The sequence below is a fragment of the Serratia sp. JKS000199 genome, assembly GCF_900215455.1.
In the GTDB taxonomy this organism is placed as follows: Bacteria; Pseudomonadota; Gammaproteobacteria; order Enterobacterales; family Enterobacteriaceae; genus Serratia; species Serratia ureilytica.
The window spans coordinates 4,283,270-4,305,546 of the sequence record NZ_LT907843.1 but is presented as its reverse complement, the minus strand read 5'-3'; the positions used below and the strand labels follow the sequence as shown (position 1 = coordinate 4,305,546).

General features: G+C 60.1%; 20 protein-coding genes. 5 read left to right on the top strand and 15 right to left on the bottom strand.

All coding sequences use genetic code 11. The annotated features are described in order from the left end of the window. Position 1: 1 nt before the first annotated feature. The 3 genes from coaD to waaA are packed head-to-tail and all read right to left on the bottom strand — an operon-like array spanning position 2 to position 2,542. Complete coding sequence (gene coaD / locus CPH57_RS20405) at positions 2–487, bottom strand: pantetheine-phosphate adenylyltransferase (protein WP_033645183.1); 486 nt, start codon at positions 485–487, stop codon at positions 2–4. A 3-nt stretch (positions 488–490) separates the two neighbouring features. Beyond that, entirely contained in the window at positions 491–1,264 is a 774-nt protein-coding gene (locus tag CPH57_RS20400) for a glycosyltransferase family 2 protein (RefSeq protein WP_033645184.1), read from the bottom strand. Further along, positions 1,265–2,542 (bottom strand): lipid IV(A) 3-deoxy-D-manno-octulosonic acid transferase, encoded by a 1,278-nt coding sequence (gene waaA / locus CPH57_RS20395; RefSeq protein ID WP_019452200.1) that lies wholly within the window; start codon positions 2,540–2,542, stop codon positions 1,265–1,267. Between the two features lie 125 nt (positions 2,543–2,667). Between waaA and CPH57_RS20390 the strand changes: the two genes are divergently transcribed. Continuing rightward, positions 2,668–3,681, top strand: a complete 1,014-nt coding sequence (locus CPH57_RS20390; RefSeq protein WP_042785588.1) for a glycosyltransferase family 9 protein — start codon at positions 2,668–2,670, stop codon at positions 3,679–3,681. 44 nt (positions 3,682–3,725) lie between these two features. Here the strand turns inward: CPH57_RS20390 and CPH57_RS20385 are convergent, their stop codons facing one another. From CPH57_RS20385 to rfaQ, 3 genes are read right to left on the bottom strand one after another with little or no spacing between them, the layout of a single operon-like run. Beyond that, positions 3,726–4,826 (bottom strand): glycosyltransferase, encoded by a 1,101-nt coding sequence (locus CPH57_RS20385; protein WP_069099996.1) that lies wholly within the window; start codon positions 4,824–4,826, stop codon positions 3,726–3,728. Between the two features lie 2 nt (positions 4,827–4,828). Further along, positions 4,829–5,956, bottom strand: a complete 1,128-nt coding sequence (locus tag CPH57_RS20380) for a glycosyltransferase family 4 protein (protein ID WP_096242686.1) — start codon at positions 5,954–5,956, stop codon at positions 4,829–4,831. Beyond that, complete coding sequence (gene rfaQ, locus CPH57_RS20375) at positions 5,953–7,035, bottom strand: putative lipopolysaccharide heptosyltransferase III (RefSeq protein ID WP_033652252.1); 1,083 nt, start codon at positions 7,033–7,035, stop codon at positions 5,953–5,955. The genes CPH57_RS20380 and rfaQ overlap by 4 nt, the downstream gene beginning before the upstream one ends. Positions 7,036–7,245: 210 nt before the next feature. Here rfaQ and CPH57_RS20370 point away from each other — a divergent pair, with 210 nt between their 5' ends. Together CPH57_RS20370 and CPH57_RS20365 are read left to right on the top strand one after the other, a co-directional pair. Beyond that, entirely contained in the window at positions 7,246–8,202 is a 957-nt protein-coding gene (locus tag CPH57_RS20370; RefSeq protein ID WP_096242685.1) for a polysaccharide deacetylase family protein, read from the top strand. An 8-nt stretch (positions 8,203–8,210) separates the two neighbouring features. Next, positions 8,211–9,305: a glycosyltransferase family 9 protein gene (locus tag CPH57_RS20365; RefSeq protein ID WP_033652251.1), complete on the top strand. Its 1,095-nt coding sequence runs from the start codon at positions 8,211–8,213 to the stop codon at positions 9,303–9,305. 36 nt (positions 9,306–9,341) lie between these two features. Here the strand turns inward: CPH57_RS20365 and CPH57_RS20360 are convergent, their stop codons facing one another. Genes CPH57_RS20360 through rfaD form a run of 6 tightly spaced genes read right to left on the bottom strand, consistent with a single transcriptional unit; the run spans position 9,342 to position 15,718 of the window. After that, positions 9,342–10,322 (bottom strand): glycosyltransferase, encoded by a 981-nt coding sequence (locus tag CPH57_RS20360; RefSeq protein WP_096242684.1) that lies wholly within the window; start codon positions 10,320–10,322, stop codon positions 9,342–9,344. Further along, positions 10,319–11,560: an O-antigen ligase gene (locus CPH57_RS20355; RefSeq protein WP_096242683.1), complete on the bottom strand. Its 1,242-nt coding sequence runs from the start codon at positions 11,558–11,560 to the stop codon at positions 10,319–10,321. Before CPH57_RS20355 ends, CPH57_RS20360 begins: the two co-directional genes overlap by 4 nt. 28 nt (positions 11,561–11,588) lie before the next feature. Then, positions 11,589–12,755 carry a glycosyltransferase gene (locus CPH57_RS20350; RefSeq protein ID WP_042785577.1) on the bottom strand — a complete coding sequence of 389 codons (1,167 nt, stop codon included), beginning with the start codon at positions 12,753–12,755 and terminating at the stop codon, positions 11,589–11,591. Next, positions 12,752–13,717: a lipopolysaccharide heptosyltransferase RfaC gene (gene rfaC, locus CPH57_RS20345; protein WP_089195306.1), complete on the bottom strand. Its 966-nt coding sequence runs from the start codon at positions 13,715–13,717 to the stop codon at positions 12,752–12,754. Before rfaC ends, CPH57_RS20350 begins: the two co-directional genes overlap by 4 nt. 2 nt (positions 13,718–13,719) lie before the next feature. Beyond that, positions 13,720–14,766 (bottom strand): ADP-heptose--LPS heptosyltransferase RfaF, encoded by a 1,047-nt coding sequence (rfaF, locus tag CPH57_RS20340; protein ID WP_033645195.1) that lies wholly within the window; start codon positions 14,764–14,766, stop codon positions 13,720–13,722. Between the two features lie 22 nt (positions 14,767–14,788). Beyond that, positions 14,789–15,718: an ADP-glyceromanno-heptose 6-epimerase gene (rfaD, locus tag CPH57_RS20335; protein ID WP_033645196.1), complete on the bottom strand. Its 930-nt coding sequence runs from the start codon at positions 15,716–15,718 to the stop codon at positions 14,789–14,791. A gap of 240 nt (positions 15,719–15,958) precedes the next feature. Here rfaD and kbl point away from each other — a divergent pair, with 240 nt between their 5' ends. Together kbl and tdh are read left to right on the top strand one after the other, a co-directional pair. Further along, complete coding sequence (gene kbl / locus CPH57_RS20330) at positions 15,959–17,155, top strand: glycine C-acetyltransferase (protein ID WP_033645197.1); 1,197 nt, start codon at positions 15,959–15,961, stop codon at positions 17,153–17,155. 9 nt (positions 17,156–17,164) lie between these two features. After that, positions 17,165–18,190, top strand: a complete 1,026-nt coding sequence (tdh, locus tag CPH57_RS20325; RefSeq protein ID WP_033645198.1) for an L-threonine 3-dehydrogenase — start codon at positions 17,165–17,167, stop codon at positions 18,188–18,190. Between the two features lie 41 nt (positions 18,191–18,231). On the opposite strand, the gene CPH57_RS20320 is transcribed toward tdh, so the two are convergent. Genes CPH57_RS20320 through gpmM form a run of 3 tightly spaced genes read right to left on the bottom strand, consistent with a single transcriptional unit; the run spans position 18,232 to position 22,076 of the window. Then, positions 18,232–19,185: a divergent polysaccharide deacetylase family protein gene (locus CPH57_RS20320; protein ID WP_047025852.1), complete on the bottom strand. Its 954-nt coding sequence runs from the start codon at positions 19,183–19,185 to the stop codon at positions 18,232–18,234. A 2-nt stretch (positions 19,186–19,187) separates the two neighbouring features. Further along, positions 19,188–20,522 (bottom strand): murein hydrolase activator EnvC, encoded by a 1,335-nt coding sequence (gene envC, locus CPH57_RS20315; protein WP_028128084.1) that lies wholly within the window; start codon positions 20,520–20,522, stop codon positions 19,188–19,190. Positions 20,523–20,531: 9 nt separating this feature from the next. Then, positions 20,532–22,076 carry a 2,3-bisphosphoglycerate-independent phosphoglycerate mutase gene (gpmM, locus tag CPH57_RS20310; RefSeq protein ID WP_096242682.1) on the bottom strand — a complete coding sequence of 515 codons (1,545 nt, stop codon included), beginning with the start codon at positions 22,074–22,076 and terminating at the stop codon, positions 20,532–20,534. Positions 22,077–22,277 lie beyond the last annotated feature (201 nt).

Sequence of the window (22,277 nt, the reverse complement as noted above, 5' to 3'; positions counted from 1 at the left end):
ATCACGCGGCGGCGAGCTTCGCCATCAGCGCCTGAGTGACCACATCGGGCAGGAAAGGCGCGATATCGCCGCCGTGGCGGGCGACCTCCTTCACCAGTGAGGAGGAGATGAACGACCACTCTTCGGAAGGCATCAGGAACACGCTTTCCAGCGTCGGCATCAAATGGCGGTTCATGTTCGCCAGCTGCAGTTCATACTCAAAGTCAGACACCGCCCGCAGGCCGCGCACCAGGATATTGGCATTCTGGTGAGCGGCGAAATGCGCCATCAGCTCGCTGAAGCCCAGTACCTCCACATTGTCCAGATGCGAGGTGACCTGCGTCGCCAGCGCCACGCGCTCATCCAGGCTGAATAGCGGCTTTTTGCTCGGGCTGGCGGCGATGGCCAGAATCACGTGATCGAACATCAGCGACGCGCGCGTCACTAAATCCAGGTGGCCGTTGGTCATGGGATCGAAGGTCCCGGGATAGATGGCTTTGCTGGTCATGATTCACTTCTCTGAGTAGTTGCGGCCCAATGCCCATAATGCGGCATATTTATTGAAGGTATATTGCGCGTTGACCACCGCTAACAGCAACCCCTGTTTACCGTCGAGGAAGCCGGCCCGCAGCAGCCAGGTTTTGACGAAGGCGCCGAGCGTGTGGGTCAGGATGGACAGATAGCCGCAACGCTTGCCGGCCCGGTGGCGCTGTGTGGCCCATTCTTCGGCATAGCGCAGCTGTTTGCGCTGAAAGGCGAAGAAGTCGCGGCAGGTCAGGTGCAGCATATCGCCGCTGAGGGGGATCACTTTGGCGTCGCCGATGTTCAGCGACTCGTGCACCAGATCGTCGTTATAGCGATAGCGTGAATTGGCGTACAGGCGGTTGACGCGGTCGGGATACCAGCCGCTGTGGCGCATGAAGCGGCCAAGGAACAGGTTGCGCCGCGCGCAGCTGTAAACGGCGCCGTCGTCCGGCGCGTTCAACACCCGCTCGATGGATTGCCGCAGTTCGGGGGTGACGCGTTCGTCGGCGTCGATCATCAATACGTAGTCATGGCTGGCGTAGCTTTGCGCCAGCTGGCGCTGCTTGCCGAATCCTTGCCAGTCGGTGTGCGTGAAGACTTTGGCGCCCAGACTTTCGGCGACGGCGACGCTGTCGTCCTCGCTGCCGGAGTCCAGCACGATGATTTCATCGGCCCAGGCGACAGAGCGCAGGCAGTCCGGCAACAGCCCGGCTTCGTTTTTGGCGATCATCACCACCGACAGGCTTTTGCGGCTGCTCATTCAGTGACTCCGGGGCGGCAGGTGCGGTTCCAGCAGCTGCAGCAGGCGCTGCAACGCTCCCTGATTCTGATACAACACTTCCACCGCATGGCGGCCGTAGTAACGGCGGTAGTCTTCGTCGGTCAACAGGGTTTCCACTTCCTTTACCAGCGAATCCACGTCGGTCACGGTGATCAGGCCTTCGGCCTGCGAAAGCTTGGCGCAGATGTCTTTAAAGTTGAAGGTGTGCGGGCCCATCAGCACCGGGATGGCGTGGGCGGCGGCTTCCAGCGGGTTATGCCCGCCACGTTCCACCAGGCTGCCGCCGACAAAGGCCAGATCGGCGATGCCGTACAACAGCATGAGTTCGCCCATGGTATCGCCGATCACCACCTGGGTGCTGCCGGACGGGATTTCGCCGCTGCTGCGCAGGGTGTAGCTGAAGCCGGCCTTCTGTACCAGTTCCTTGGCGGTCGGGAAGCGTTCCGGGTGACGCGGCACCAGGATCAGCAGCAGGTCGGGGTGTTTTTCCAGCAGCTTGCGGTGCGCTTCGAGCAGGATGGTTTCTTCGCCTTCATGGGTGCTGGTGGCGATCCACACCGGGCGGCGCGGCGCCCATTGGCGGCGCAGCGTAACGGCGCGGGCGGCCAGTTCCGGGGTGACGGAGATATCGAATTTCAGGCTGCCGGTAACGGCCAGCTGCGAGCGTTTCAGGCCCAGTTCGATAAAACGATCGCCGTCTTCCTGGTTCTGTGCGGCGATCAGCGTAATGCGGCGCAGCATATCGCGCATGAATCCGCCAATTTTCTTATAGCCGGCGGCGGATCGCGCCGACAGGCGCGCATTGGCGATCACCAGGGGGATTTGCCGCTGATGCAGTGCGTTGATCAGGTTAGGCCATAGCTCGGTTTCCATGATGATCACCAGCTTGGGATTCACCTGGTCGAGGAAGCGGTTCATGGAACCGGGCAGATCGTAGGGCAGATAGACATGATGCACGTCTTTGCCGAAAGCGGACTGGACGCGTTCTGAACCTGTCGGGGTCATTGTGGTCACAGTTATCGGCAAAGCGGGGTAACGATGGCGCAGCGCCCGCACCAGCGGGATGGCCGCCAGCGTTTCGCCGACGGAGACGGAATGCAGCATAATGCCGCCCGGCACGACTTTCCCGGCGCAGAAGCCATAGCGTTCCGCCCAGCGTTTACGGTAGGCTGGAGCTTTGCGGCTGCGCAGCAGTAAGCGGAGCCAGATCAGGGGTTGGATGAGGTAGAGTAGTACCTGATATAAACGCAGCAACATTCTATCAATTTCATTTATATGGGTTATTCGGAATAGTACCATAACTGGAAGGGAAAGGCGCTAATTTGGTAACCTTGGGTGTCAGTTTCAGACAACCGGCGAGCGATTTCGCCGATAGGCTCGGAATGAAGAATATTTTAATTATTCGCCGCGACAACATCGGCGATCTTGTTTGCACCACGCCTCTGATTGAAGGGGTGAAAATTGCCTATCCAGACGCAAAAGTTTATCTGCTGATCAATAAAGTCAGCCAGGACGTTGTTAAAAACAACCCTCATCTCGAGAAAGTCTTTGTCTATAAAAAGGCCAAGCACAAGGCGAAAAATGAAACGACGTTGGGCGTTTATTTCGAACGTCTGATGATCTTCCTGAAGCTGCGCAAAATAAAGTTCGATGCGGTCATTCTGGCCAACCCGGTGCCTTGCAAATACAGCCTGCGTTTAGCGAAAATGGCCGGCGCCACCCATATCATCGGCGCCGATTTGGGCACGAAAGATATTCAGCGCCCGTTCCGCAAGGACGATTTCCGCGGTCTACATCAGGTCGAACACACCTACAGCTATTTATCGGCGATAACCGATCAAACCATTCCGATCCCGCCGGTGCGGGTATTCCTGACGCCGGAAGAGCGGCAGCTGGCGGCGCAGCGGCTGCAGGAACGCCTGCCGTCGGTCGAACGGGTTTGCGCCGTGCATATCAGCAGCCGCAGCCCGAAAAGGCGCTGGCCGGTTGAACGCTATGCCGAAATCATCAACCGCCTGACCGCCGATCCCCGCACCGGCGTGCTGATCTTCTGGTCGCCGCAGGGCACGCTGGCGCCGGACGACATCGGCGATCAGCAGCGCGCAGAACAGCTGTTGGCGTTGTGCCAAAACGAACGCGTCGCGCTTTATCCGACGGCCTCGGTGCGCGAGCTGTTGGGCGGGTTCGATTTATGCGACCGGGTGCTGTGCAGCGACGGCGGGCAGATGCATCTTGCCGCCGCGCTGAATAAGGATATGGTGGTGTTCTTTGGCGATACCGATAAAACGTCCTGGCATCCATGGACCGGCCGTCATCATATTTTGCAGAGTGAGTCGGGGCACTGTGAAGATGTTTCTGTCGATGAGGTTTGGCAGAAAATGCAGGCGCTAAGCTAGCGAAGAAAATAAGGCAGGTATCACCTGCCTTATTTATTACTTTATTATTTTTCTTTCAGCTCAATATATTGACGGCAAATAGGCTCCAGCCCATAGCTCAGCAATTGCTGTTGATTTATCTGCGGCGGATTGGCGTAAATTTCCGCCATTTTTTCTGCCAGCGACGCTTCGTTTAATTCCGCCAACGCGTTAGCCATGCCGGCTTTTTCCAGAATTTCCGCAGGGCCGCCCGGACAGCGGGTGCTGACCACTGGCGTGCCGCACAACAGCGATTCTACCAGCACATTGCCAAACCCTTCGCTATCGGAGCTGAGCACCAACAGCGAGGCATGGCGGATAAACGGATAGGGATTGGCCTGGAAGCCGAGGAACAGCACGCGCTCTGCGATACCCAAGTCTGCCGCCAGACGCTTGACCTCGGCGACGCGGGCGTCATCCCCGGTGCCGATCAAAGCCAGCGGCGCCTGAATACCGGATTGCGCATAGGCTTTCAGCAGGCGGTCATGCCGCTTGGTGGCGTGAAAGCGGCCGACGTGCACCAGATAGTCCTGACCGGCCAGTTCGCAAGGTGCCGCCGCCTGTTGCCGGATGGCGTCGATGTCGAACGGGTTATTGATGACCGCCAGCCGACGCGGGCGGATCGGCAAATTCTGCTGCAGATCGCCGCCGACCGCCTGTGAAACGGCGACGATATTTCTCCCCTGGTAAACGTTGGCGATTTTACGTTGCTTGAGCCAGCGATCCAGGCCTTTGCGGTGGCCGAGGTAGGAGGTGGAGAGAATGCCGTGAATGCAGAACCACAGGCGATCCGAAGCCAGCCGCTTGCTGCGGCTGACGATGCGATCGGTTTTGTGCAGGTTGGAGAACACCAGATCGAACGCGCCGTTTTGGCGCTCGTGTTCGGCTACCGCCCGATCCAGCGCGGCGGCGCGGCGCGACAGCTCGGTCAGCTTGCGCCAGGGGGCACGGCTGCGATCGGCCACCACCTGATAATCAATGCCTGACGGGATAGGGTAATTGCAGACGTCACGCAGCGAGATCAGACTGACGTCATGCCCCTGTTGCTGCATGCCTTGGCACAGGGTCAGCACCACTTTTTCCGCGCCGCCTCCCGGCAGGCCATCGATGATCATCAGAATACGCATAGCTAATCCAGTAACCGGTTATAGAGGGAAATGAGCTGTTCGGAGAGATGCGCCGGCGTAGCCGTCATAATGCGCAATCTTGCCGCTTCGCCCATGGAGGATCCCAGCGCCTGGCGCGGCAGCGCCCGAATGGCTTCCGTGATGGCCGGCACGTCGAGCGCGTCGGTCACGAAGCCGTTCTGGCCCGGGGTGATAAACTCGGCGCCGCCGCAGGTGGTGCTGGTGATAACCGGCAGGCCGCAGGACATCGCTTCCAGAATCACATTCGGGAACGGATCGTAAAGCGTCGGCAGCAGCAGCGCATCCGCGGCCTGATAGAACGGCAGAGTCTGCTTCTGCACGCCCATAAAGTGAATGCGATCGCCGCAGCCCAGCGACTGCGCCAGCGCCCGGTAACGCTTTTCGGCTTTATCTTTACCGACCACCAAGAGGTGGCTGTCGGTCGCCGCCACGGCGCGGATGGCGGCGGCCAGCCCTTTGCGCTCGAAACCGGAGCCGACGAAGGTCAGGCAGTGCGCCTGTTGCGGGATCTGATATTGCTCACGCAGGCGTCGGCGCTGGGCCTCGTCGGCGGGCAGGAACTTTTGATTGTCGATGGCGTTATAGATCACCGTGATTTTGTCGGCGGGCACGCCAAAGTCGGCGATGATTTCCCGTTTGATCATTTCGGCGTTGCAGATGACGGCTTTCAGCTCCGGTGCGGCGTACATGGCGCGCTCGGCGCACATCACATAGCGGTGATAACGGTTGGAAAACAGCCACTTGCGGCGCCACTCGGGCAGCAGCCGCGCGCGTTGCAGCAGCCAGCGGCGGTGTACGCCGTCGCCGGCGCGGTAGATATCGCAGCCGGGAATGCGCTCATGGCTTTGCACCAGATCGAAGCGCTCTTTCTGCCACAGCGCCCTGGCCGCCACGGCGAAGCCCCGTTCGCGACTGATGCGGCCTAGTTTCAACGGGTTACACAGGTGAATATGCCAGTTTGGATTGGCGTCACCCTGCCATTCGCGAGTGATGACGTTCAGATCGAGATCCTGTTGCTCCAGCGCCTCCAGGGCGCGGGAAACGAAACGTTCGGCTCCGCCGTCCGGGCGGTATTTTTGGCGAACGATCGCCAAACGAAATGCTTTCATGCCAGCGTGCTCCGCGCGGCTGCAATCACCGCGTCTGTAGGAATGAGGTCGAGATACCGTTCATCGGTGCCGGTATCGATGGCGTCCGGGTCGGGCAGTTCGCCAAAGTCGCCGGCCCAGATCACGGCGCCGGTAGCCTGCCATGGCCGCCAGAAAGTCAGCTTGGAAGGGCCGAATAACGCTACGCACGGCGTTTGCAGCGCGGCGGCCATATGCATCGGCACCGAATCCACGCCGATAAACAGCTTGGCGTGGTCAATCAGGGCGGCCAGTTGGCGCAGCGTCAGCTGGCCGGCCAGCGAGATTACGCCCTGCGGCGGGCAGAGCGCCAAAATGCGCTCGACCATGGCTTTTTCTCTGGCGTCGGGGCCGGAGGTGATCACCAACTGGTGGCCGTCGGCCTGCAAGGCGGTGAGGGTGGCGGCCATTTTCTCTTCGCTCCAGCATTTGAAGAACCAGCGCGAGGTGGGCTGCACCACAATATAACTGCCGGCGACGCCCTGTTTCTGCAACAGTTGCTCACAGGTCTGCCAATCCTGCGGATCATAACTCATGGTGACATGCTCATTGAGCGCGGGCAGGTTCAGCGGCGCCAGCAACGAGAGATTTTGTTCGACGGTATGCAAGTGGGCGTGATTGTCTACCGGCACCAGCTGCGTGTGGCAGTGGCGCCACAGGAAGCCGCGGCGTTTGGGGAAATCGAAGCCCAAACGGATGCGCGCGCCGGTCAGGCGCGTGATGATGGCGCTGCGCCACTGATCGGCCAGATTGACCACCAGATCGTAGCGCTGCGCCTTCAGGCGGCGCAGCAGCGCCAGCTCATGTCCGAGGTGAGCGCGGGCGCCCTGTTTTTTCCATTGGCGATCGATGGCGAACAGGGTCGACAGTTCCGGATTACTGGCCAGCATCTCCTGCGTTTCCTGATACAGCAGCACATCGATCCGGGCCTGCGGGTAGTTTTGCCGCAGGCTGCTGATGACCGGCGTGACCAGCAGCATATCGCCGTGGTGGCGCAATTTTATGATCAGAATACGCTGTACGGATGGGGCGGAAGTTAGGGCTGGCGCGTCGTTCATCATGAGTCGCTTTCTGGGAAACCAATCTTTGATTCTAAATGACCCGATCGCATGTGGCTACTGTTGCTCGGTTTTCTTGCCGAGCCGCAAAAAAATCGCCGGAGCAGGGACGAATGCGCTTCAACGTTGTCCAAACCAGGCAGCAAAGTCGTTTGCCCTGGCGAAACGGGCTGCGTAACATAGCGTATTCTGTTGATATCAGGTTCGATATTCATGACTAAACCGGCGTTTCTCATCACCATTGATACCGAAGGCGATAATCTGTGGCAAAACCACGATCGCATCGCGACCGAAAACACGCGTTTCTTGCCGCGCTTTCAGGCGCTGTGCGAGAAATATGCCTTCAAGCCGGTTTATCTCACCAACTATGAAATGGCGATGGATCCGGCTTACGTCGAGTTCGCGCGTGACGTGATCGCCCGCGGTGCCGGTGAAGTCGGCATGCATCTGCACGCCTGGAACAGCCCGCCGCTGACGCCGCTCACCGATGACGACTGGCGCCACAAGCCTTATTTGATCGAGTATCCCGCCGATCAGATACGCGCCAAAGTCGACTACATGACCAAACTGCTGGAGGACGCCTTCCAGACCAAAATGCTCAGCCATCGCGCCGGCCGTTGGGCGTTCAACGAATACTATGCCTCACTGCTGCTGGAATACGGCTATCAGGTGGATTGTTCGGTCACGCCGCGGGTCAACTGGCAGTTTTCGCCGGGCAACCCGCAGGGCAACGGCGGTACCGATTACAGCCGGTTCCCGTCGCAGGCCTATTTCATCGATCCGCAGAACATCGCCAAGCCGGGCGCTTCGTCGCTGCTGGAAGTGCCGATGAGCATCCAGTACAAGCATTCGGCGCTGATGAATGCGTTCAAGCAGGGCTATGATCGGCTGCGCGGCAAGCGGCGTTCGCCGTCCGTCAACTGGCTGCGGCCGAGTGGCGGCAACGTGGCCAAGATGATAAGCGTGGCCGAGACGTCGTTGGCGCAGGGGCATGACTACGTCGAGTTTATGCTGCACTCCTCCGAGTTTATGCCGGGCGGCAGCCCGACGTTCAAAACCGAGCAGGATATCGAAGTGCTGTACCGCGATCTGGAGCAGCTGTTTGACTGGCTGCAGCAGCGCACGGTGGGCATGACGCTGGCCGAGTATTATCAACTTAAAGCGAACTAAGCACGCACATGTCGAAGAAATGGAAAATCAAGGTTGCCGACTGGTTTTTGCGGCGCTATACGGCGAAGTACGGCCGTTTTCAGGACAAGGCGACGTTCGACGGCGCCCAGCAGTTTGACAATATCGTCATCTATTCCACCACGGCGTTGGGCGACTTCATGTTCAACACGCCGGCATTGAGGGCGATGAGGGAACGCTATCCCAACGCGCACATCACGCTGGTGGTGCATAAGAAAAACCGCGAACTGGTGGAAAACGGCCGCTATTACGATCGCGTGGTGTATTGGGACAGCAAGATCAAGACGATACGCCCATTGCTGAAATCGCTGCGCGAACATCAGCCGGATTTGGCGCTGATCCTGCACTCTCACCTGCCTTATGACATCATCAGCGCCGTCATGGCGGGGGCAAAGTACATCATCAGGGATAACTACAGCTCGGGCATTTGCGGGCTGGAACCTTGGTTAACCAACTATATCTTCCATTATTACGGCCATTTCGTGCGCCGCAAACTGGAGCTGATTTCCATTTTGGGCTGCCGCAGCGACGATCCGACGATGGAAATTCCCGTGGACTATCAGCGCGGCGTCAAAAGCAGCGACCATCCCACCATCGGTTTTCAACTGGGGGCATCGACGGAGTCGCGTTGCTGGCCGGTGTCGCACTATGCGCGCCTGGCCGATGAGCTGGTGGCGAAGCACCCCAATGTGCGCATCGTGCTGATTGGCGCACCGCTTGACGACGGCAAGGCCCAGCAGTTTATGAGCCTGATCGGCCCGCAAACGCAGGCCTGCGTGGATAATCAGATCGGTAAAACGGGGCTGCAAGGCTTGCTGACGTTGCTCGACAGTTTCCATGTTCTGGTCACCGGCGACACCGGGCCGCTGCATCTGGCGGTGGCGTTGAAGGTGAAAACCATCAGCCTGTTCGTGACCGCCGATTCACGTTCCACCGGGCCGATTCAGGATCCTGAACTGCACCGCATCATTCAGGTGTCGCGCACCGGCTATACGATGCCGCTGGAGGCAGAAAGCCCGATGGGGGTCATTCAGCCGCAGCGGATTTATGATGAACTGGTCGCGCACGTGCCTTTAGCGCGCTAGGGGTGCGGCGACGCATCGGCCGCCAGGCCGATGCGGTTAGCGTGGGTTGCGCCCGCGCAGCTTCGAAAGAAAGGTATCCACTCGCGCATAGCGCATCTGGCGGACTTTTTTGCCCGGCACGTCGCTGTTGCGGCAGACAGCGGCGGCGCGGCGCAGAATTTGCAGCGTTGCCGGCGCGTAATGATAATAACCGTACACCGCCTTGGACATGCTTTTCACCTCGGAAAAGCAGTTGGCCAGCATCAGGGCGGCCAACCGGCGCAGCGGCTCATCCCCAGGATGCTGCGCCACAAAGCGCAGCATCTTCTCCATGGCGAACAGCAAATCTTCAATATCTTTGGGTTTGATATTGCGGGTGATGCCCTGGCTGTTATCCCGGTAGAAATAGAGTTCGCAGTCAAGATGGGCGATGCGGCGAGTTTTGAAATACTGAAAAGGCGTGAAAATCACGTCTTCATAACGCCTGCCGTCTTCGAACGTTTCCCCTGCCAGCAGCGTGCGCTTATATACCCGGCTCCAGAGGTGCCACATCGAGCGTGCGAACAGCGGTTGCAGGCTGCCCAGCCCCAACGAGGAAAAGTCGTAGGCTGCGGGCTGCGTCGCGCGGTTCTCGGGTTTCGGCGGTTGTTCGGTGAACTTCTGATAATTAAAATCGATCAGGTCATATTCATCGGCGATCAGCAGGGGCCGCAGGATCGCCAGATAGTCGTCGCTCAGCAGATCGTCGCCGTCGAGAAAGGTGACGTAGCGCCCGGTGGCTCGCTGCAGGCCGACATTGCGGGCGTGCGCAATGCCGCCGTTGGCCTGTGAAATAAAAGCCACGTGCGGATGCTGCCGCTGCGCCAGATACCGGCTGACCAGCGCCCCTGACGCATCGGTAGAGCCATCGTCGATGATGACCACCTCAATCTCATCAGAAATCTGCGTAAATAACGAATCCAGCGCAGCGATGACGAACGCTTCGTTATTGTAAAACGGCACGATAACGCTGAGCAGCGGTGGCTGATGAGTTTTCACGCGGTCTGCTCCTGGGCGGAAGGCGGTTTCGCCACGGAGAGCACGGCGGCGATCAGCGCCAGACAGAACATGACGGTGCCTTCCGTGCTGAAGAAGATGACATCGCTAAGACCGTAAACGAACAGGCTGGCGCTCACGCTCAGCAACAGCGCGTTGCGCTGCGGCCGGAATGAAGAGAAGAACAGGCCGATATACAGCGCCAGCAACAGCAACGTCCCCCAGACCCCCTTGAGCGAATAGGTTTCCAGCAGCTCGTTATGCAGATGCACGTTGATGTAAGGCATGACGCCAGACAGGCGAGGTTGCTGCGCGACGATGGCGCGGATCTCTTCACCGCGCTGCTCGGCGGATTGACCCCAAGGAGCTTGTGAGCCGGTGCGCCATGCCAGCGTTTGCATCGACAGTCGGGAAATGATCGAGTTTTCAGTCTGTGGCTGATCCATCAGACGCATGTCGGTCTCAAAGGCCTGAATGCGTTCTTCTATCTGCGGTTTGAACACCAGGCCGCAGGCTACGAGCAGCAGCGGTACCGAGGCCATCAACGCGAGCTTGTGTTTCCTGGAAACCAGATGCTTGGTCGCCAGCAGCGACAGACAAATCGCCACCGGGTAAACCAGCATCGCCGCGCGGGTGCCGGTCAGCACCAGCGCAGAGAAGGAAAGCAGGAACGCCGCAATGTACAGCACCAGACGGTAGCGGGTGCGCAGCATCAGGATGGCTTGCATCATCACCAGATCGATGGCGGTCATCAGATAGGCAGCGACCGTGGCGCGATCGAAGTTAAGCTCCACGCGAGGAATATCCAGCCGCAATCCCTGATAGAGAGAATAGCCGTTGATCGCCAGGCCGGTAACGAGGGCCACGACGATCAGCAGGCGCTGCACGCACAGCCGCTCATTGAGCGCAATCAGCAAGATGAAAGCGGTTGCGAGCTGCAGTTTGCCGGTCGACATATAAGAGCGATAAATGTTGATGTACTCACCCGGCTGTTTGAAGTGATGCATCCACAGGATGGTGCCCATGCCGACGCAGAACATCAGCGCGGGCAACAGCAGATTTTTAACGTTGCTGAGGTAATAGCGCGGATACAGGCAAACGGCGATAAAGGCGATGTAGCTGGAAACGTAAAACAGATTGCGTCCGGTCGCAGAACCGAAAGGGATGGTGCAAAAAGCGATGGCGCATCCCAGATAAATCAAATAACTGAAGGCAGGGTGCGGCGTTTTTTGTTTTAGCATCGGGCGTGTTTTCCGGCTCACGTGTTGATTAAACGATGAAGGATCGCAGCGTGTCGTCAAACTCAGCTTTGAACTGAGCATAGTTGAAATGTTCAGCAGGATAGCGCTGCGCGTTTCGGCTCAACGTCTGGTAGGTTTCGCCCGCCAGCAATGTCTCAACGGCATCCGCACAGTCGATATGCGACAACAGCTTGGGCGACACCAGGCTGTCGGTTAACGGATCGTAGACTTCATGCGGGAAGTCGACCTCGATATCGGTGAGCTGCCGGTGTTGTTCGATGGTGACCGACGGAACCAGGCCAATGCCGCAGACGCCGTCTTTCACCGCTTCCGGTTGGCCGTCGACCTGCGGGAAGATGACCGGCACGCCGAAATAGAGCGATTCCATGCAGGACAAGCCGAACGGCTCGGTGATCGGCGTGCTCATGTAAATGTGCGTGCGATTGAAGAAGCCGGCGACGTCATCCTGGTAACCGCTGAAGGTGACGCGATCGCCGAGCTGGAGCCGGGCCGCCAGCGCCTCGAACGCCGCGCGATCCGGCCCTTTGCCAGCCACTTCCAGCGTGACGTCATGCCCGCGTCGCAGCAGTTCCTGCATCATCAATAATGAAACGCTGATGCCTTTCAGGCTGACCAGACGCGAGGCGGTGCCGATTCTGATCGGTTGTGACAGCGTTTTCGGCGTGTTGTCGATCCCCGCCGGCGTCTTGATGCGGTTGATCACCACGTGGTTTGGGCAAGGCAGATTAAAGCGCAGCTCCATCACCCGCTTCGAGGCGTGTGAGGCGGAAATCACGCCGTCCAGCATGGCGAAGAAACGCAGCGTCTTTTGATTTTTCGGGTAGCGCCAGGAGCAGCCGTGATCGTAGTAAACCAGCTTGCCGCGCTTGGGTTTGGCCGCCAGCCCCGGCACCAGGTCCCAGACGATCACCACGTCGGCGTTGGCCCGCTCGATTTTCCACTTCAACAGAAATTTTCGCAGGAACTGCGGGCAGCGCAGCGGCAGCGCATTGATCAGGCGGTTGGCGAAGGTGACGGGCTGGTGCGCCGGCAACTGGCGGCGGATCTCCTCGCCGATGTCGCCGCTGATGCACAGGACCTGGTTGCTGCCGTCGGTGGTATCGTTGATGTACTGCAGGAACAGGCGCTCGACGCCGCCCATTTTACCCAGGTTGATAATGTGCAGTTTTTTCATGCTATAACCTTTTGCAACGCCTGCCATGCCGTATCGGCGTCGATTGTCGCCATGCTTTTTTCCGGCGAAATCAGCGAGTGCTGATTTTGCCCATAGCCGCCGATCAGGCCGGGATCGGTTGGCCCGAACAGCGTGATGTTCGGTTTGTCGAGCGCGGCGGTCAGATGACTTAGCCCGGTGTCGACCGAGACCACGCCCCTGGCGCCCGCCAGCACGTCAGCCACCTGCTGCAGGCTGAGCTTCGGCAGCACCTCGACATGTGGGAAACCTTCCGCCAACCGCAGCGCGCGCTGATGTTCATGCTCCGCCCCCCAGGGCAGTTTGATCTTCAGCCCGCTGTCGGCCGTCAGCGCGATCAGCTCGCGCCAGTTCTGCTCCGGCCAATGCTTGTCGTCGCGGGTCGTAGCGTGCAAAAACACCAGATATTGACCGGCATCGACCGGCGGCTGGCTGAGAAAACGCGCGGCGATGGCATAGTCGCCGTAGCTGCCCGGTTTATCGTAGCCGAGGCTTTTGGCGAACAGCTCGCGCGTGCGTTCCACCGCGTGCTGCCGTTTGTCTATCTCATGGCGCACGTTGTAGAACCAGCTGGCGAACGGTTCGCGCGCGCTTTTGCAGTCCGGGCCATGTTTGTTGCCCTTGGCGACGCGCGTGATCAGCGCGGCGCTTTTCATCAGGCCCTGCGCGTCGATCACCACGTCGTAACGGCGTTCTTGCAGCGCGCGCTTGAAGTCGCAGCGCTGCTGTCGGGTGTCGCTGCCGAACCAGTTTTTGCGCCAGCGGCGAATGGCCACCGGGATCACGCGATCCACCGCCGGGTGCCAGGTGGGGATTTGGCTGAAACCTTCTTCCACTACCCAGTCGAAGCGGATATCGGGAATGGCCTGCAGCGCATCGGTCAGGGCGGGCAGCGTATGCAGCACGTCTCCCATCGAGGACGTTTTTACGATTAACACCTGCATGACTATTCCTCGCTGGCGACAAGCAACGGCGTCAGCGCATCCAACACTTGCTGCGGCTGAATATCGATCAAACTTTGGTGATACCCCTGTTCGGCATCGCCCTTACGCACCTTGTGGTAGCCGCTGATTAAGCGAATCACCCGCGCCTTGTCGGAGAGCGGCGGCGTGAAGTCGGGGCTGCTTGGGCCGTACAAGGCTATCAGCGGTTTGTTCAACGCTGCGGCAACGTGCATTAAACCGGAGTCGTTGCTGACCACCGCCCGGCAGGCCGCGATCAGGATCACCGCCTGCTCCAGCTGGGTTTTTCCGGCCAGATTAAGGCAGAAATCGCGCGCGTCGTCCTGCAACGCGGCGCGGATCTGTTCGCCGGCCTCATGGTCTTTTGCCGAACCGAACAGCGCGATTTGATAGCCGCTCTCGATCAGCCGTTGAGCCAGCGCCGCGTAGTGATAGTGCGGCCAGCGCTTGGCGGGGCCGAACTCCGCGCCTGGGCAGAAGCCGACGATCGGGCGGCTGTCGGTCAGGTTGAAGGCTGAGGTGGTTTCGGCGATCTCTTCGTCGCTCACCCGCAGCTGCGGCCACAGCAGCGGCTGCGGCAGATCGTCGGCGCGCTGAACGCGGCCTTTGTCATAGGCCAGCGCCACATAGCGCTGCACCATCAGCGGGAAAGCCGCCTTGTCGAGCACGCGCACGTCGTTCAGCAGGCCGTAGCGCATTTCGCCCCGCCAGCCGGTGCGCTGCGGGATATCGGCGAAGAAAGGCACCAGCGCGGATTTGAACGAGTTGGGCAGAACGTAAGCGCGATCGTAACGGTTGGCGCGCAGAGCGCGCCCCAGGCGGCGGCGTTCGCCGAGCCCCAGCGCGCCGTGGCCCAGCGGCATCGCCAGCGCCTGATTGACTTCCGGCATGCGCGCCAGCAACGGGCGGCACCAGGCCGGCGCCATCACATCGATCTCCGCCGTCGGATATTCGGCCTTCAGGGTGCGATAGAGACTTTGCGACATCATCATGTCGCCAACCCAAGAAGGGCCGATAACCAGTATTTTCATACCCAGCGTTAATTCCTTCAGCTTATGCGGTGCGGTTCAACCAGGCCATGTACTCTTTCACGCCTTCGGCGACCGTTTTGAACGGTGCGTCGTAGCCGGCGGCGCGCAGCTTGGTCAGATCGGCCTGGGTGTACGCCTGATAGCGGCCCTTCAGCTTCTCCGGGAACTCGATGTATTCCACCGCGCCTTGCTGATGGAAGTCCACCACCGCGTCAGCCACCGCCTGGAAGGTTTCCGCCCGGCCGGTGCCGCAGTTGAAGATGCCGGATTTGCCGGTTTCCCAGAACCACAGGTTGACCGCCGCCACGTCGCCGACGTAGATGAAGTCACGCTTGAAGTTCTCGCTGCCGGCGAACAGTTTCGGGTTTTCGCCGCGGTTGATCTGGGTGTTCAGGTGGAAGGCGACGCTGGCCATGCTGCCTTTGTGGCCTTCACGCGGGCCGTAAACGTTGAAGTAGCGGAAGCCGCAGATCTGCGAGTCCGCTTCCGGCAGGATCTCACGCACGTACTGATCGAACAGGAATTTGGAATAACCGTACACGTTGAGCGGCGCTTCATACTGACGCTCTTCGATAAACTCTTCGCGGCCGCCGTAAGTGGCGGCGGAGGAGGCGTACAGGAACGGAATTTCGCGATCCAGGCAGTAGTGCAGCAGGTCTTTGGAGTACTGATAGTTGTTGTCCATCATGTACTTGCCGTCCCACTCGGTGGTCGCAGAGCAGGCGCCTTCGTGGAACACCGCTTCGATCTCGCCCAGATCGTCGCCGGCCACGATGCTGGCGATAAAGTCTTCTTTATCGATATAGTCGGCGATGTCCAGATCGACCAGGTTGACGAACTTGGTGCCGTCTTTCAGGTTGTCCACCACCAGGATATCGCGATATCCCTTGTCGTTCAGTGCCTTAATGATGTTGCTGCCGATCATGCCGGCGCCGCCAGTAACGATAATCATTGGGTTACCCCTGCTAAGCTGCCTGGTGGGGCACAATGCCCCACGCTCAATGGCGGTTATCATAGCATTTCATGCCGCGGCAAACAGCGGAAGGGCTCCGAATATCCCGCATTGCCATTGAAGTCCGCCGTTTGCCGTGATATCTGCTGCAATTTTAATATTCTCTCCCGCGCATTCTCGTCAGTTTGGTTACAAATCAGTAAAATATGCCGCAATTAGCCCAATCCTGGAGATAACCGAATGTCAGCGTCTTTTTATCAGCAGTTGGAACAACAGCTTGCCGCCACGCGCAGTGAAGGGCTGTTCAAGGAAGAACGCATCATTACCTCCGCGCAACAGGCGGACATCGCCGTCGCCGACGGCAGCCATGTGATCAACTTCTGCGCCAATAACTACCTGGGCCTGGCCAACCATCCGGCGCTGATCGCCGCCGCCAAATCGGGGATGGACAGCCACGGTTTCGGCATGGCGTCGGTGCGCTTCATCTGCGGCACCCAGGACAGCCACAAGCAGCTCGAACAGAAACTGGCGGCCTTTTTGGGCATGGAAGACGCGATCCTGTACTCCTCTTGCTTCGACGCCAACGGCGGGCTGTTCGAAACCCTGCTCGGCCCGGAAGACGCCATTATCTCCGATGCGTTGAACCATGCGTCGATCATCGACGGCGTGCGGCTGTGCAAGGCCAAGCGCTATCGCTACGCCAATAACGACATGGCCGAGCTGGCCGCGCAGCTGAAACAGGCCAAAGCCGACGGCGCGCGCCACATTCTGATCGCCACCGACGGCGTGTTCTCGATGGACGGCGTGATCGCCAACCTGAAAGGGGTTTGCGATCTGGCGGACGAGTATCAGGCGCTGGTGATGGTGGATGATTCCCACGCGGTGGGCTTTGTCGGCGCCAACGGGCGCGGCACCCATGAATACTGCGAAGTGATGGGCCGCGTCGATATCATTACCGGTACGTTAGGCAAGGCGCTGGGCGGCGCGTCCGGCGGCTACACCGCCGCCAAGAAAGAAGTGGTGGAGTGGCTGCGCCAGCGCTCGCGCCCGTACCTGTTCTCCAACTCGCTGGCGCCGGCGATCGTCGCCGCGTCGATCAAAGTGCTGGAACTGTTGGAAGAGGGTGATGCGCTGCGCGATCGCCTGTGGGCCAACGCGCGTCTGTTCCGCGAAAAAATGACCGCCGCCGGCTTCACCCTGGCCGGCGCCGATCACGCCATCATCCCGGTCATGCTGGGGGAGGCGAAGCTGGCGCAGGAATTCGCCAATGCGTTGCTCAAGGAAGGCATCTATGTGACCGGTTTCTTCTATCCGGTGGTGCCGAAAGGCCAGGCGCGCATCCGCACCCAGATGTCCGCCGACCACACCCCGGAGCAAATCGAACGCGCAGTGGCGGCGTTTACACGTATCGGTAAGGATCTTGGCGTTATTGCATAAGGTAAAACCATGAAAGCACTGTCAAAACTGAAAGCGGAAGAAGGGATTTGGATGACCGACGTGCCTCAGCCGGAGCTGGGCCACAACGACATCATGATCAAAATCCGCAAAACCGCGATCTGCGGCACCGATGTGCATATCTACAACTGGGACGAGTGGTCGCAAAAAACCATTCCGGTTCCGATGGTGGTCGGCCATGAATACGTGGGCGAAGTGGTGGCGATCGGTCAGGAAGTCAAAGGCTTCAGCATCGGCGATCGCGTGTCCGGCGAAGGCCACATCACCTGCGGCCACTGCCGCAACTGCCGCGGCGGCCGCACGCACCTGTGCCGCAACACCATCGGCGTGGGCGTGAACCGTCCGGGCAGCTTCGCGGAATATCTGGTGATCCCGGCGTTCAACGCCTTCAAGATCCCGGATAACATCTCCGACGAACTGGCTTCGATCTTCGATCCGTTCGGCAACGCGGTGCATACTGCGCTGTCGTTCGATCTGGTCGGGGAAGACGTGCTGGTGTCCGGCGCCGGTCCGATCGGCATCATGGCGGCGGCGGTGTGCAAACACGTCGGCGCCCGTCATGTGGTGATCACCGACGTTAACGAATACCGTCTGGAACTGGCGCGCAAGATGGGCGTGACCCGCGCGGTGAACGTCAGCAAGGAAAACCTCAACGACGTGATGGCCGAGCTGGGCATGACCGAAGGATTCGACGTCGGTCTGGAAATGTCCGGCGCGCCGCCGGCGTTCCGCACGCTGCTGAACGCCATGAACCACGGCGGGCGCATCGCCATGCTGGGCATTCCGCCTTCGGATATGTCGATCGACTGGAACCAGGTGATTTTCAAAGGGCTGTTTATCAAAGGGATTTACGGCCGCGAAATGTTTGAGACCTGGTACAAGATGGCGGCGCTGATCCAGTCCGGTCTGGATTTGACCCCGATCATCACCCACCGTTTCTCGATCGACGAGTTCCAGCAGGGCTTCGACGCCATGCGCTCCGGCAAGTCGGGCAAAGTGGTGCTGAGCTGGGATTGATCTCGGCAGGCGTGAAAAGGGCCGGAATTCCGGCCCTTTTTTTATGCTTGCGGTTTGGTTTGCGTCCAGTGCTGCCAATGACGCTTGATGAAGGTCACCGGCGGCGAGGTGGCAATGCTGTCGGCGATAACGCCCAGCGCGGTGCCGGCGTTGGTTTTTTCCTTCGGCGGTTTGACCTTGCACTGTTTGATGCCGCCGCTGAACGGGTTCTTCGGCTGCGGTTTTTGCGGTTTGACCGGCGGCGGGACGTAGCTGCCGCCACCGTTGCCCTGCGGTTCGTTCAGCAGCGCGCTCGGTTTGACCAGCACGATATCGGCGGGCAGCGACGGCAGCATCTGCTGCAGTACTTTCACCGTTGCCGGGCGCGGGTGGCCGATGGCGATGGCGGAACCGTTGCGCCGCGCCAATTCAACCGCGCGGTTGAACTGACGGCGGATATCGGCTTCGTTCGCGGTATCGTCGAGGAACACCTTGCGTTTGATCACCTTCACGCCGGTGCCGGCCGCGGCGCGGGTCGCCTGGCTGTTGCCGATGGTCATGCTGTCGAGGAAGTACAGACGGTAGCTTTCGAGCGCCTGCATCACTTTCTGCATGCCCGGCAGGCTGGAAGTCATGGCGCTGCCCATGTGGTTGTTCATGCCGACCGCGTAAGGCACGTTGTTCACCGCGTTGCGGATGATGCGCTGGATCTCGTCGCTGCTCATGGCGGGCTGCAGGGTATCGCGCTCCAGCGGCTGCTTGCTGAGCGGCGCCATCGGCATGTGGATCAGCACTTCGCGGCCCTGGCTGTGGGCGCGGGTGGCCATCAGGCGGGCATGCGGCGCGTTGGGCAAGACTGCGACCGAGATCGCCGTCGGCATTTGCAGCACCGCGTTTTCTTCGTGGGGGCGGTAGCCCACGTCATCGATGACGATGGAGAGTTTTCCTGCCTGCGCAGCGTAAGCCTGCAGCAGACAGCCCATTAACAGAGCTGTACGGGTTTTGACATAGCGCAAATCTATCTTCCCAACCACGGCAGTGGGTTAACCGCCTGTCCCTGACGACGGATTTCGAAATAGAGCGACGGCGTTCCCTGGCCGCCGCTGGTGCCGACCAGAGCGATCGGCTGGCCGGCGCGCACCTGCGCCCCGACGTTGACCAACGCGCTTTGGTTATAGCCGTACACGCTCATGTCGCCTTTACCGTGTTCGACCACCACCATCAGGCCATAGCCTTGCAGCCAGTCGGCCAGCAGCACGCGGCCATCGGCGACGGCTTTCACTTCGCTGCCTTCGCGGGCTTCGATCACCATGCCTTTCCAGCGTAGCTCGCCCTGCTGCTGCTCGCCAAAGCCGTGCAGCGTGCGGCCGCGCACCGGCCACATCAGCTGGCCGGCCGGACGGCCGAGGCCGCCGGTTCGCGCCATCAGCGAGCGATCGGCTTCGCTAGGTTTGTAGGTGGTGCCGGTTTTCTTCGCCTGCTGTTCCTTGATGCGCACCTGTTCGCGCACTTTGGCCGCTTCACGCGCTTCGCGTTCGGCGCGCGCGCGGGCTTCGCGCTCCGCCCGGGCGATCTTGTCGCGCATGCGGGCTTCGTTTTGGCGCAGTTCCACCAGGCGTTGTTGGTCTTTTTCCAGCGAAGCTTCCAGCGCGGTCAGCGTTTTCTTGCGGGCGCCGCGCGCCTGCTCCAGCTTCTGCTGCTGTGTCTGTTGTTCGCTCAGTAAGGATTTTTGCTGGCCCTGTTTAGCCACCAGCGTGGTTTTTTGCTTCGCCAGCTCGGCGCGGGTCTGTTTCAACTCTTCGATGGTTTTCTGGCGCGCTTCATTCAGATAGCCGAAATAGGCCAGAATACGTTCGCTGCGCTGGCTTTCTTCACCGCTGAGGATCAGCTGCACGGCGCTGTGCTGCCCTTGCCGGAAGGCGGCGTCGAGCTGTTTGGCGAGGAGGTTTTGCTGGGTCGATTGCTGCTTTTGCAGTTTGGCTATCGAGGCGTTCAGGCCGGAAATGTCCTTGCCCAACTGGGTGAGCGTGCCCTGGGTGTCGCGCAACTGGCGGCTGGCCTGGGCGATGGTTTTTTCCTGTTGACGCAGCTGATCCTGCAGCGAGCTGCGTTGTTGCTGCTGCTGCTTCACCGCTTTTTCTTTCTCGGCGATGCTCTGCTGGATGTCTTTCAACTGGGATTTATTGTCTTCCGCCGCCTGGCCGGCGAGCGGCAACAGCAAGACGCCAGCGCAAAATACGCTGGCGCACATGGCGGTGAACGTCCTTGGCGCGGTGCGTTCAGGCAGCGGCCGGCTGCCTGCGTTTGCGCTTCGGGTTACCCTTGATAGTGCAAAAAACGCCTTCTCCCTCATGGAGAAGGATTATTCCACGATGAACAGCGGCTTACCAGTCATCTCTTGCGGGATTTCCATTCCCATCAGCGTTAACAGGGTTGGTGCGATGTCCGAAAGCTTGCCGCCTTCGACCGCCTGCGCCGGTTTGCCGACGTAAATCAGCGGCACCGGCAGGCTGGTGTGGGCGGTATGCGCCTGGCCGGTGGCCGGATCGCGCATCTGCTCGGCGTTGCCGTGATCGGCGGTGATCAGCAACTGACCGTCGACGTCGCGCACCGCGTCAACCACCTGGGCGATGCAGGCGTCCAGCGTTTCCACCGCTTTGACCGCCGCTTCATACACACCGGTATGCCCCACCATGTCGCCGTTCGGGTAGTTGCAGATAATGGCGTCGTATTTGCCGCTGCGGATGGCGGTCAACAGTTTGTCGGTCAGTTCGGCGGCGCTCATCTCAGGCTGCAGATCGTAGGTGGCGACCTTCGGCGAATTGACCAGCACGCGGTCTTCCCCTTTGAACGGCGCTTCCACGCCGCCGTTATAGAAGAAGGTGACGTGGGCGTATTTTTCGGTTTCCGAGATGCGCAGCTGGGTTTTGTCGTGCTTCATCAGCCATTCGCCGAAGGTGTTGGCCAGCGACGCCGGCGGATAGGCGCAGGCGGTGTCGATGTCGGCGGCGTACTCGGTCAGCATCACGAAATCGCCGAACTGCACCTGTTTGGCGCGTGGGAAACCGTCGAAATCCGCGTTCACGAAGGCGCGGGTGATCTGGCGCGCGCGGTCAGCGCGGAAGTTCATGAAGATCAACGCATCGCCGTCCTGCATCGCGGCATCGGCCTCGCCGGCGGCGCGAATGACGGTCGGTTTGACGAACTCGTCGTTTTCACCGCGCTGGTAGGCGGCCTGCAAACCGGCTACCGCATCGTCGGCCACGTAGTCGCCTTTGGCCGCGGTCAGCAGGTCATAGGCCAGCTGCACGCGATCCCAACGGTTGTCGCGATCCATGGCGTAGTAGCGCCCAATGAGTGAAGCGATGCGCCCGACGCCCAGCGTGGCGAAGGCCTCGCGGCAGCGCAGCAACGGGGCTTCGGCGCTGCGCGGCGGCGTGTCGCGTCCGTCGAGGAAGGCATGCAGATAGACGGCTTTGGCGCCGCGCCGGGCGGCCAGTTTAATCATGGCCAGGATGTGCTCGTCGTGGCTGTGCACGCCGCCCGGCGACAGCAGGCCCATGATATGCACCGCTTTGCCGGCCGCCACGGCCTTATCGACGGCGGCGGTCAGGACCGGATTGGCGAAGAAGTCGCCGTCGGCGATCGCTTTGTCCAGCCGGGTCAGATCCTGGTATACGATGCGCCCGGCGCCTAGGTTGACGTGGCCGACTTCGGAGTTGCCCATTTGGCCGTCGGGCAGGCCGACATCCAGCCCTGAAGCGGCGATCAGCGTATGCGGCTGCTCCCGCCACAGGCGATCCATCACCGGGGTGCCGGCGTTCAGGATCGCGTTGTCCTGCCGCTCTTCACGGTGGCCGTAACCGTCCAGGATCACCAGTACCATCGGTTTTTTGTTACTCGACATTGCATTGACCTCTTATGAACTTTTTAAGCTGCGAATAGCCATGCGCCCGCCGGAAGCATGGCTGTTCGCCCTCGAAAAACCGGCTGATTTTACACCGCCACCGGCGATAAATAGCCCAAAGAGATCAAGGTTGCGGCGAATCGCGCGGGCTTTTATGCTCTGACCTCGGGAATTTCTCAGCGCAGCCCGCAGTTTCTACAA

Bases quoted from the DNA above. Each gene is read 5' to 3' on its own strand.
- rfaF (WP_033645195.1), bottom strand. From the start codon at position 14,766: ATGAAAATACTGGTTATCGGCCCTTCTTGGGTTGGCGACATGATGATG.
- gpmM (WP_096242682.1), bottom strand. From the start codon at position 22,076: ATGTCGAGTAACAAAAAACCGATGGTACTGGTGATCCTGGACGGTTAC.
- CPH57_RS20355 (WP_096242683.1), bottom strand. From the start codon at position 11,560: ATGCTAAAACAAAAAACGCCGCACCCTGCCTTCAGTTATTTGATTTAT.
- CPH57_RS20350 (WP_042785577.1), bottom strand. From the start codon at position 12,755: ATGAAAAAACTGCACATTATCAACCTGGGTAAAATGGGCGGCGTCGAG.
- kbl (WP_033645197.1), top strand. From the start codon at position 15,959: ATGTCAGCGTCTTTTTATCAGCAGTTGGAACAACAGCTTGCCGCCACG.
- rfaC (WP_089195306.1), bottom strand. From the start codon at position 13,717: ATGCAGGTGTTAATCGTAAAAACGTCCTCGATGGGAGACGTGCTGCAT.
- CPH57_RS20385 (WP_069099996.1), bottom strand. From the start codon at position 4,826: ATGCGTATTCTGATGATCATCGATGGCCTGCCGGGAGGCGGCGCGGAA.
- rfaD (WP_033645196.1), bottom strand. From the start codon at position 15,718: ATGATTATCGTTACTGGCGGCGCCGGCATGATCGGCAGCAACATCATT.
- envC (WP_028128084.1), bottom strand. From the start codon at position 20,522: ATGAGGGAGAAGGCGTTTTTTGCACTATCAAGGGTAACCCGAAGCGCA.
- coaD (WP_033645183.1), bottom strand. From the start codon at position 487: ATGACCAGCAAAGCCATCTATCCCGGGACCTTCGATCCCATGACCAAC.
- CPH57_RS20390 (WP_042785588.1), top strand. From the start codon at position 2,668: ATGAAGAATATTTTAATTATTCGCCGCGACAACATCGGCGATCTTGTT.
- CPH57_RS20380 (WP_096242686.1), bottom strand. From the start codon at position 5,956: ATGAAAGCATTTCGTTTGGCGATCGTTCGCCAAAAATACCGCCCGGAC.
- CPH57_RS20370 (WP_096242685.1), top strand. From the start codon at position 7,246: ATGACTAAACCGGCGTTTCTCATCACCATTGATACCGAAGGCGATAAT.
- tdh (WP_033645198.1), top strand. From the start codon at position 17,165: ATGAAAGCACTGTCAAAACTGAAAGCGGAAGAAGGGATTTGGATGACC.
- rfaQ (WP_033652252.1), bottom strand. From the start codon at position 7,035: ATGATGAACGACGCGCCAGCCCTAACTTCCGCCCCATCCGTACAGCGT.
- waaA (WP_019452200.1), bottom strand. From the start codon at position 2,542: ATGTTGCTGCGTTTATATCAGGTACTACTCTACCTCATCCAACCCCTG.
- CPH57_RS20365 (WP_033652251.1), top strand. From the start codon at position 8,211: ATGTCGAAGAAATGGAAAATCAAGGTTGCCGACTGGTTTTTGCGGCGC.
- CPH57_RS20400 (WP_033645184.1), bottom strand. From the start codon at position 1,264: ATGAGCAGCCGCAAAAGCCTGTCGGTGGTGATGATCGCCAAAAACGAA.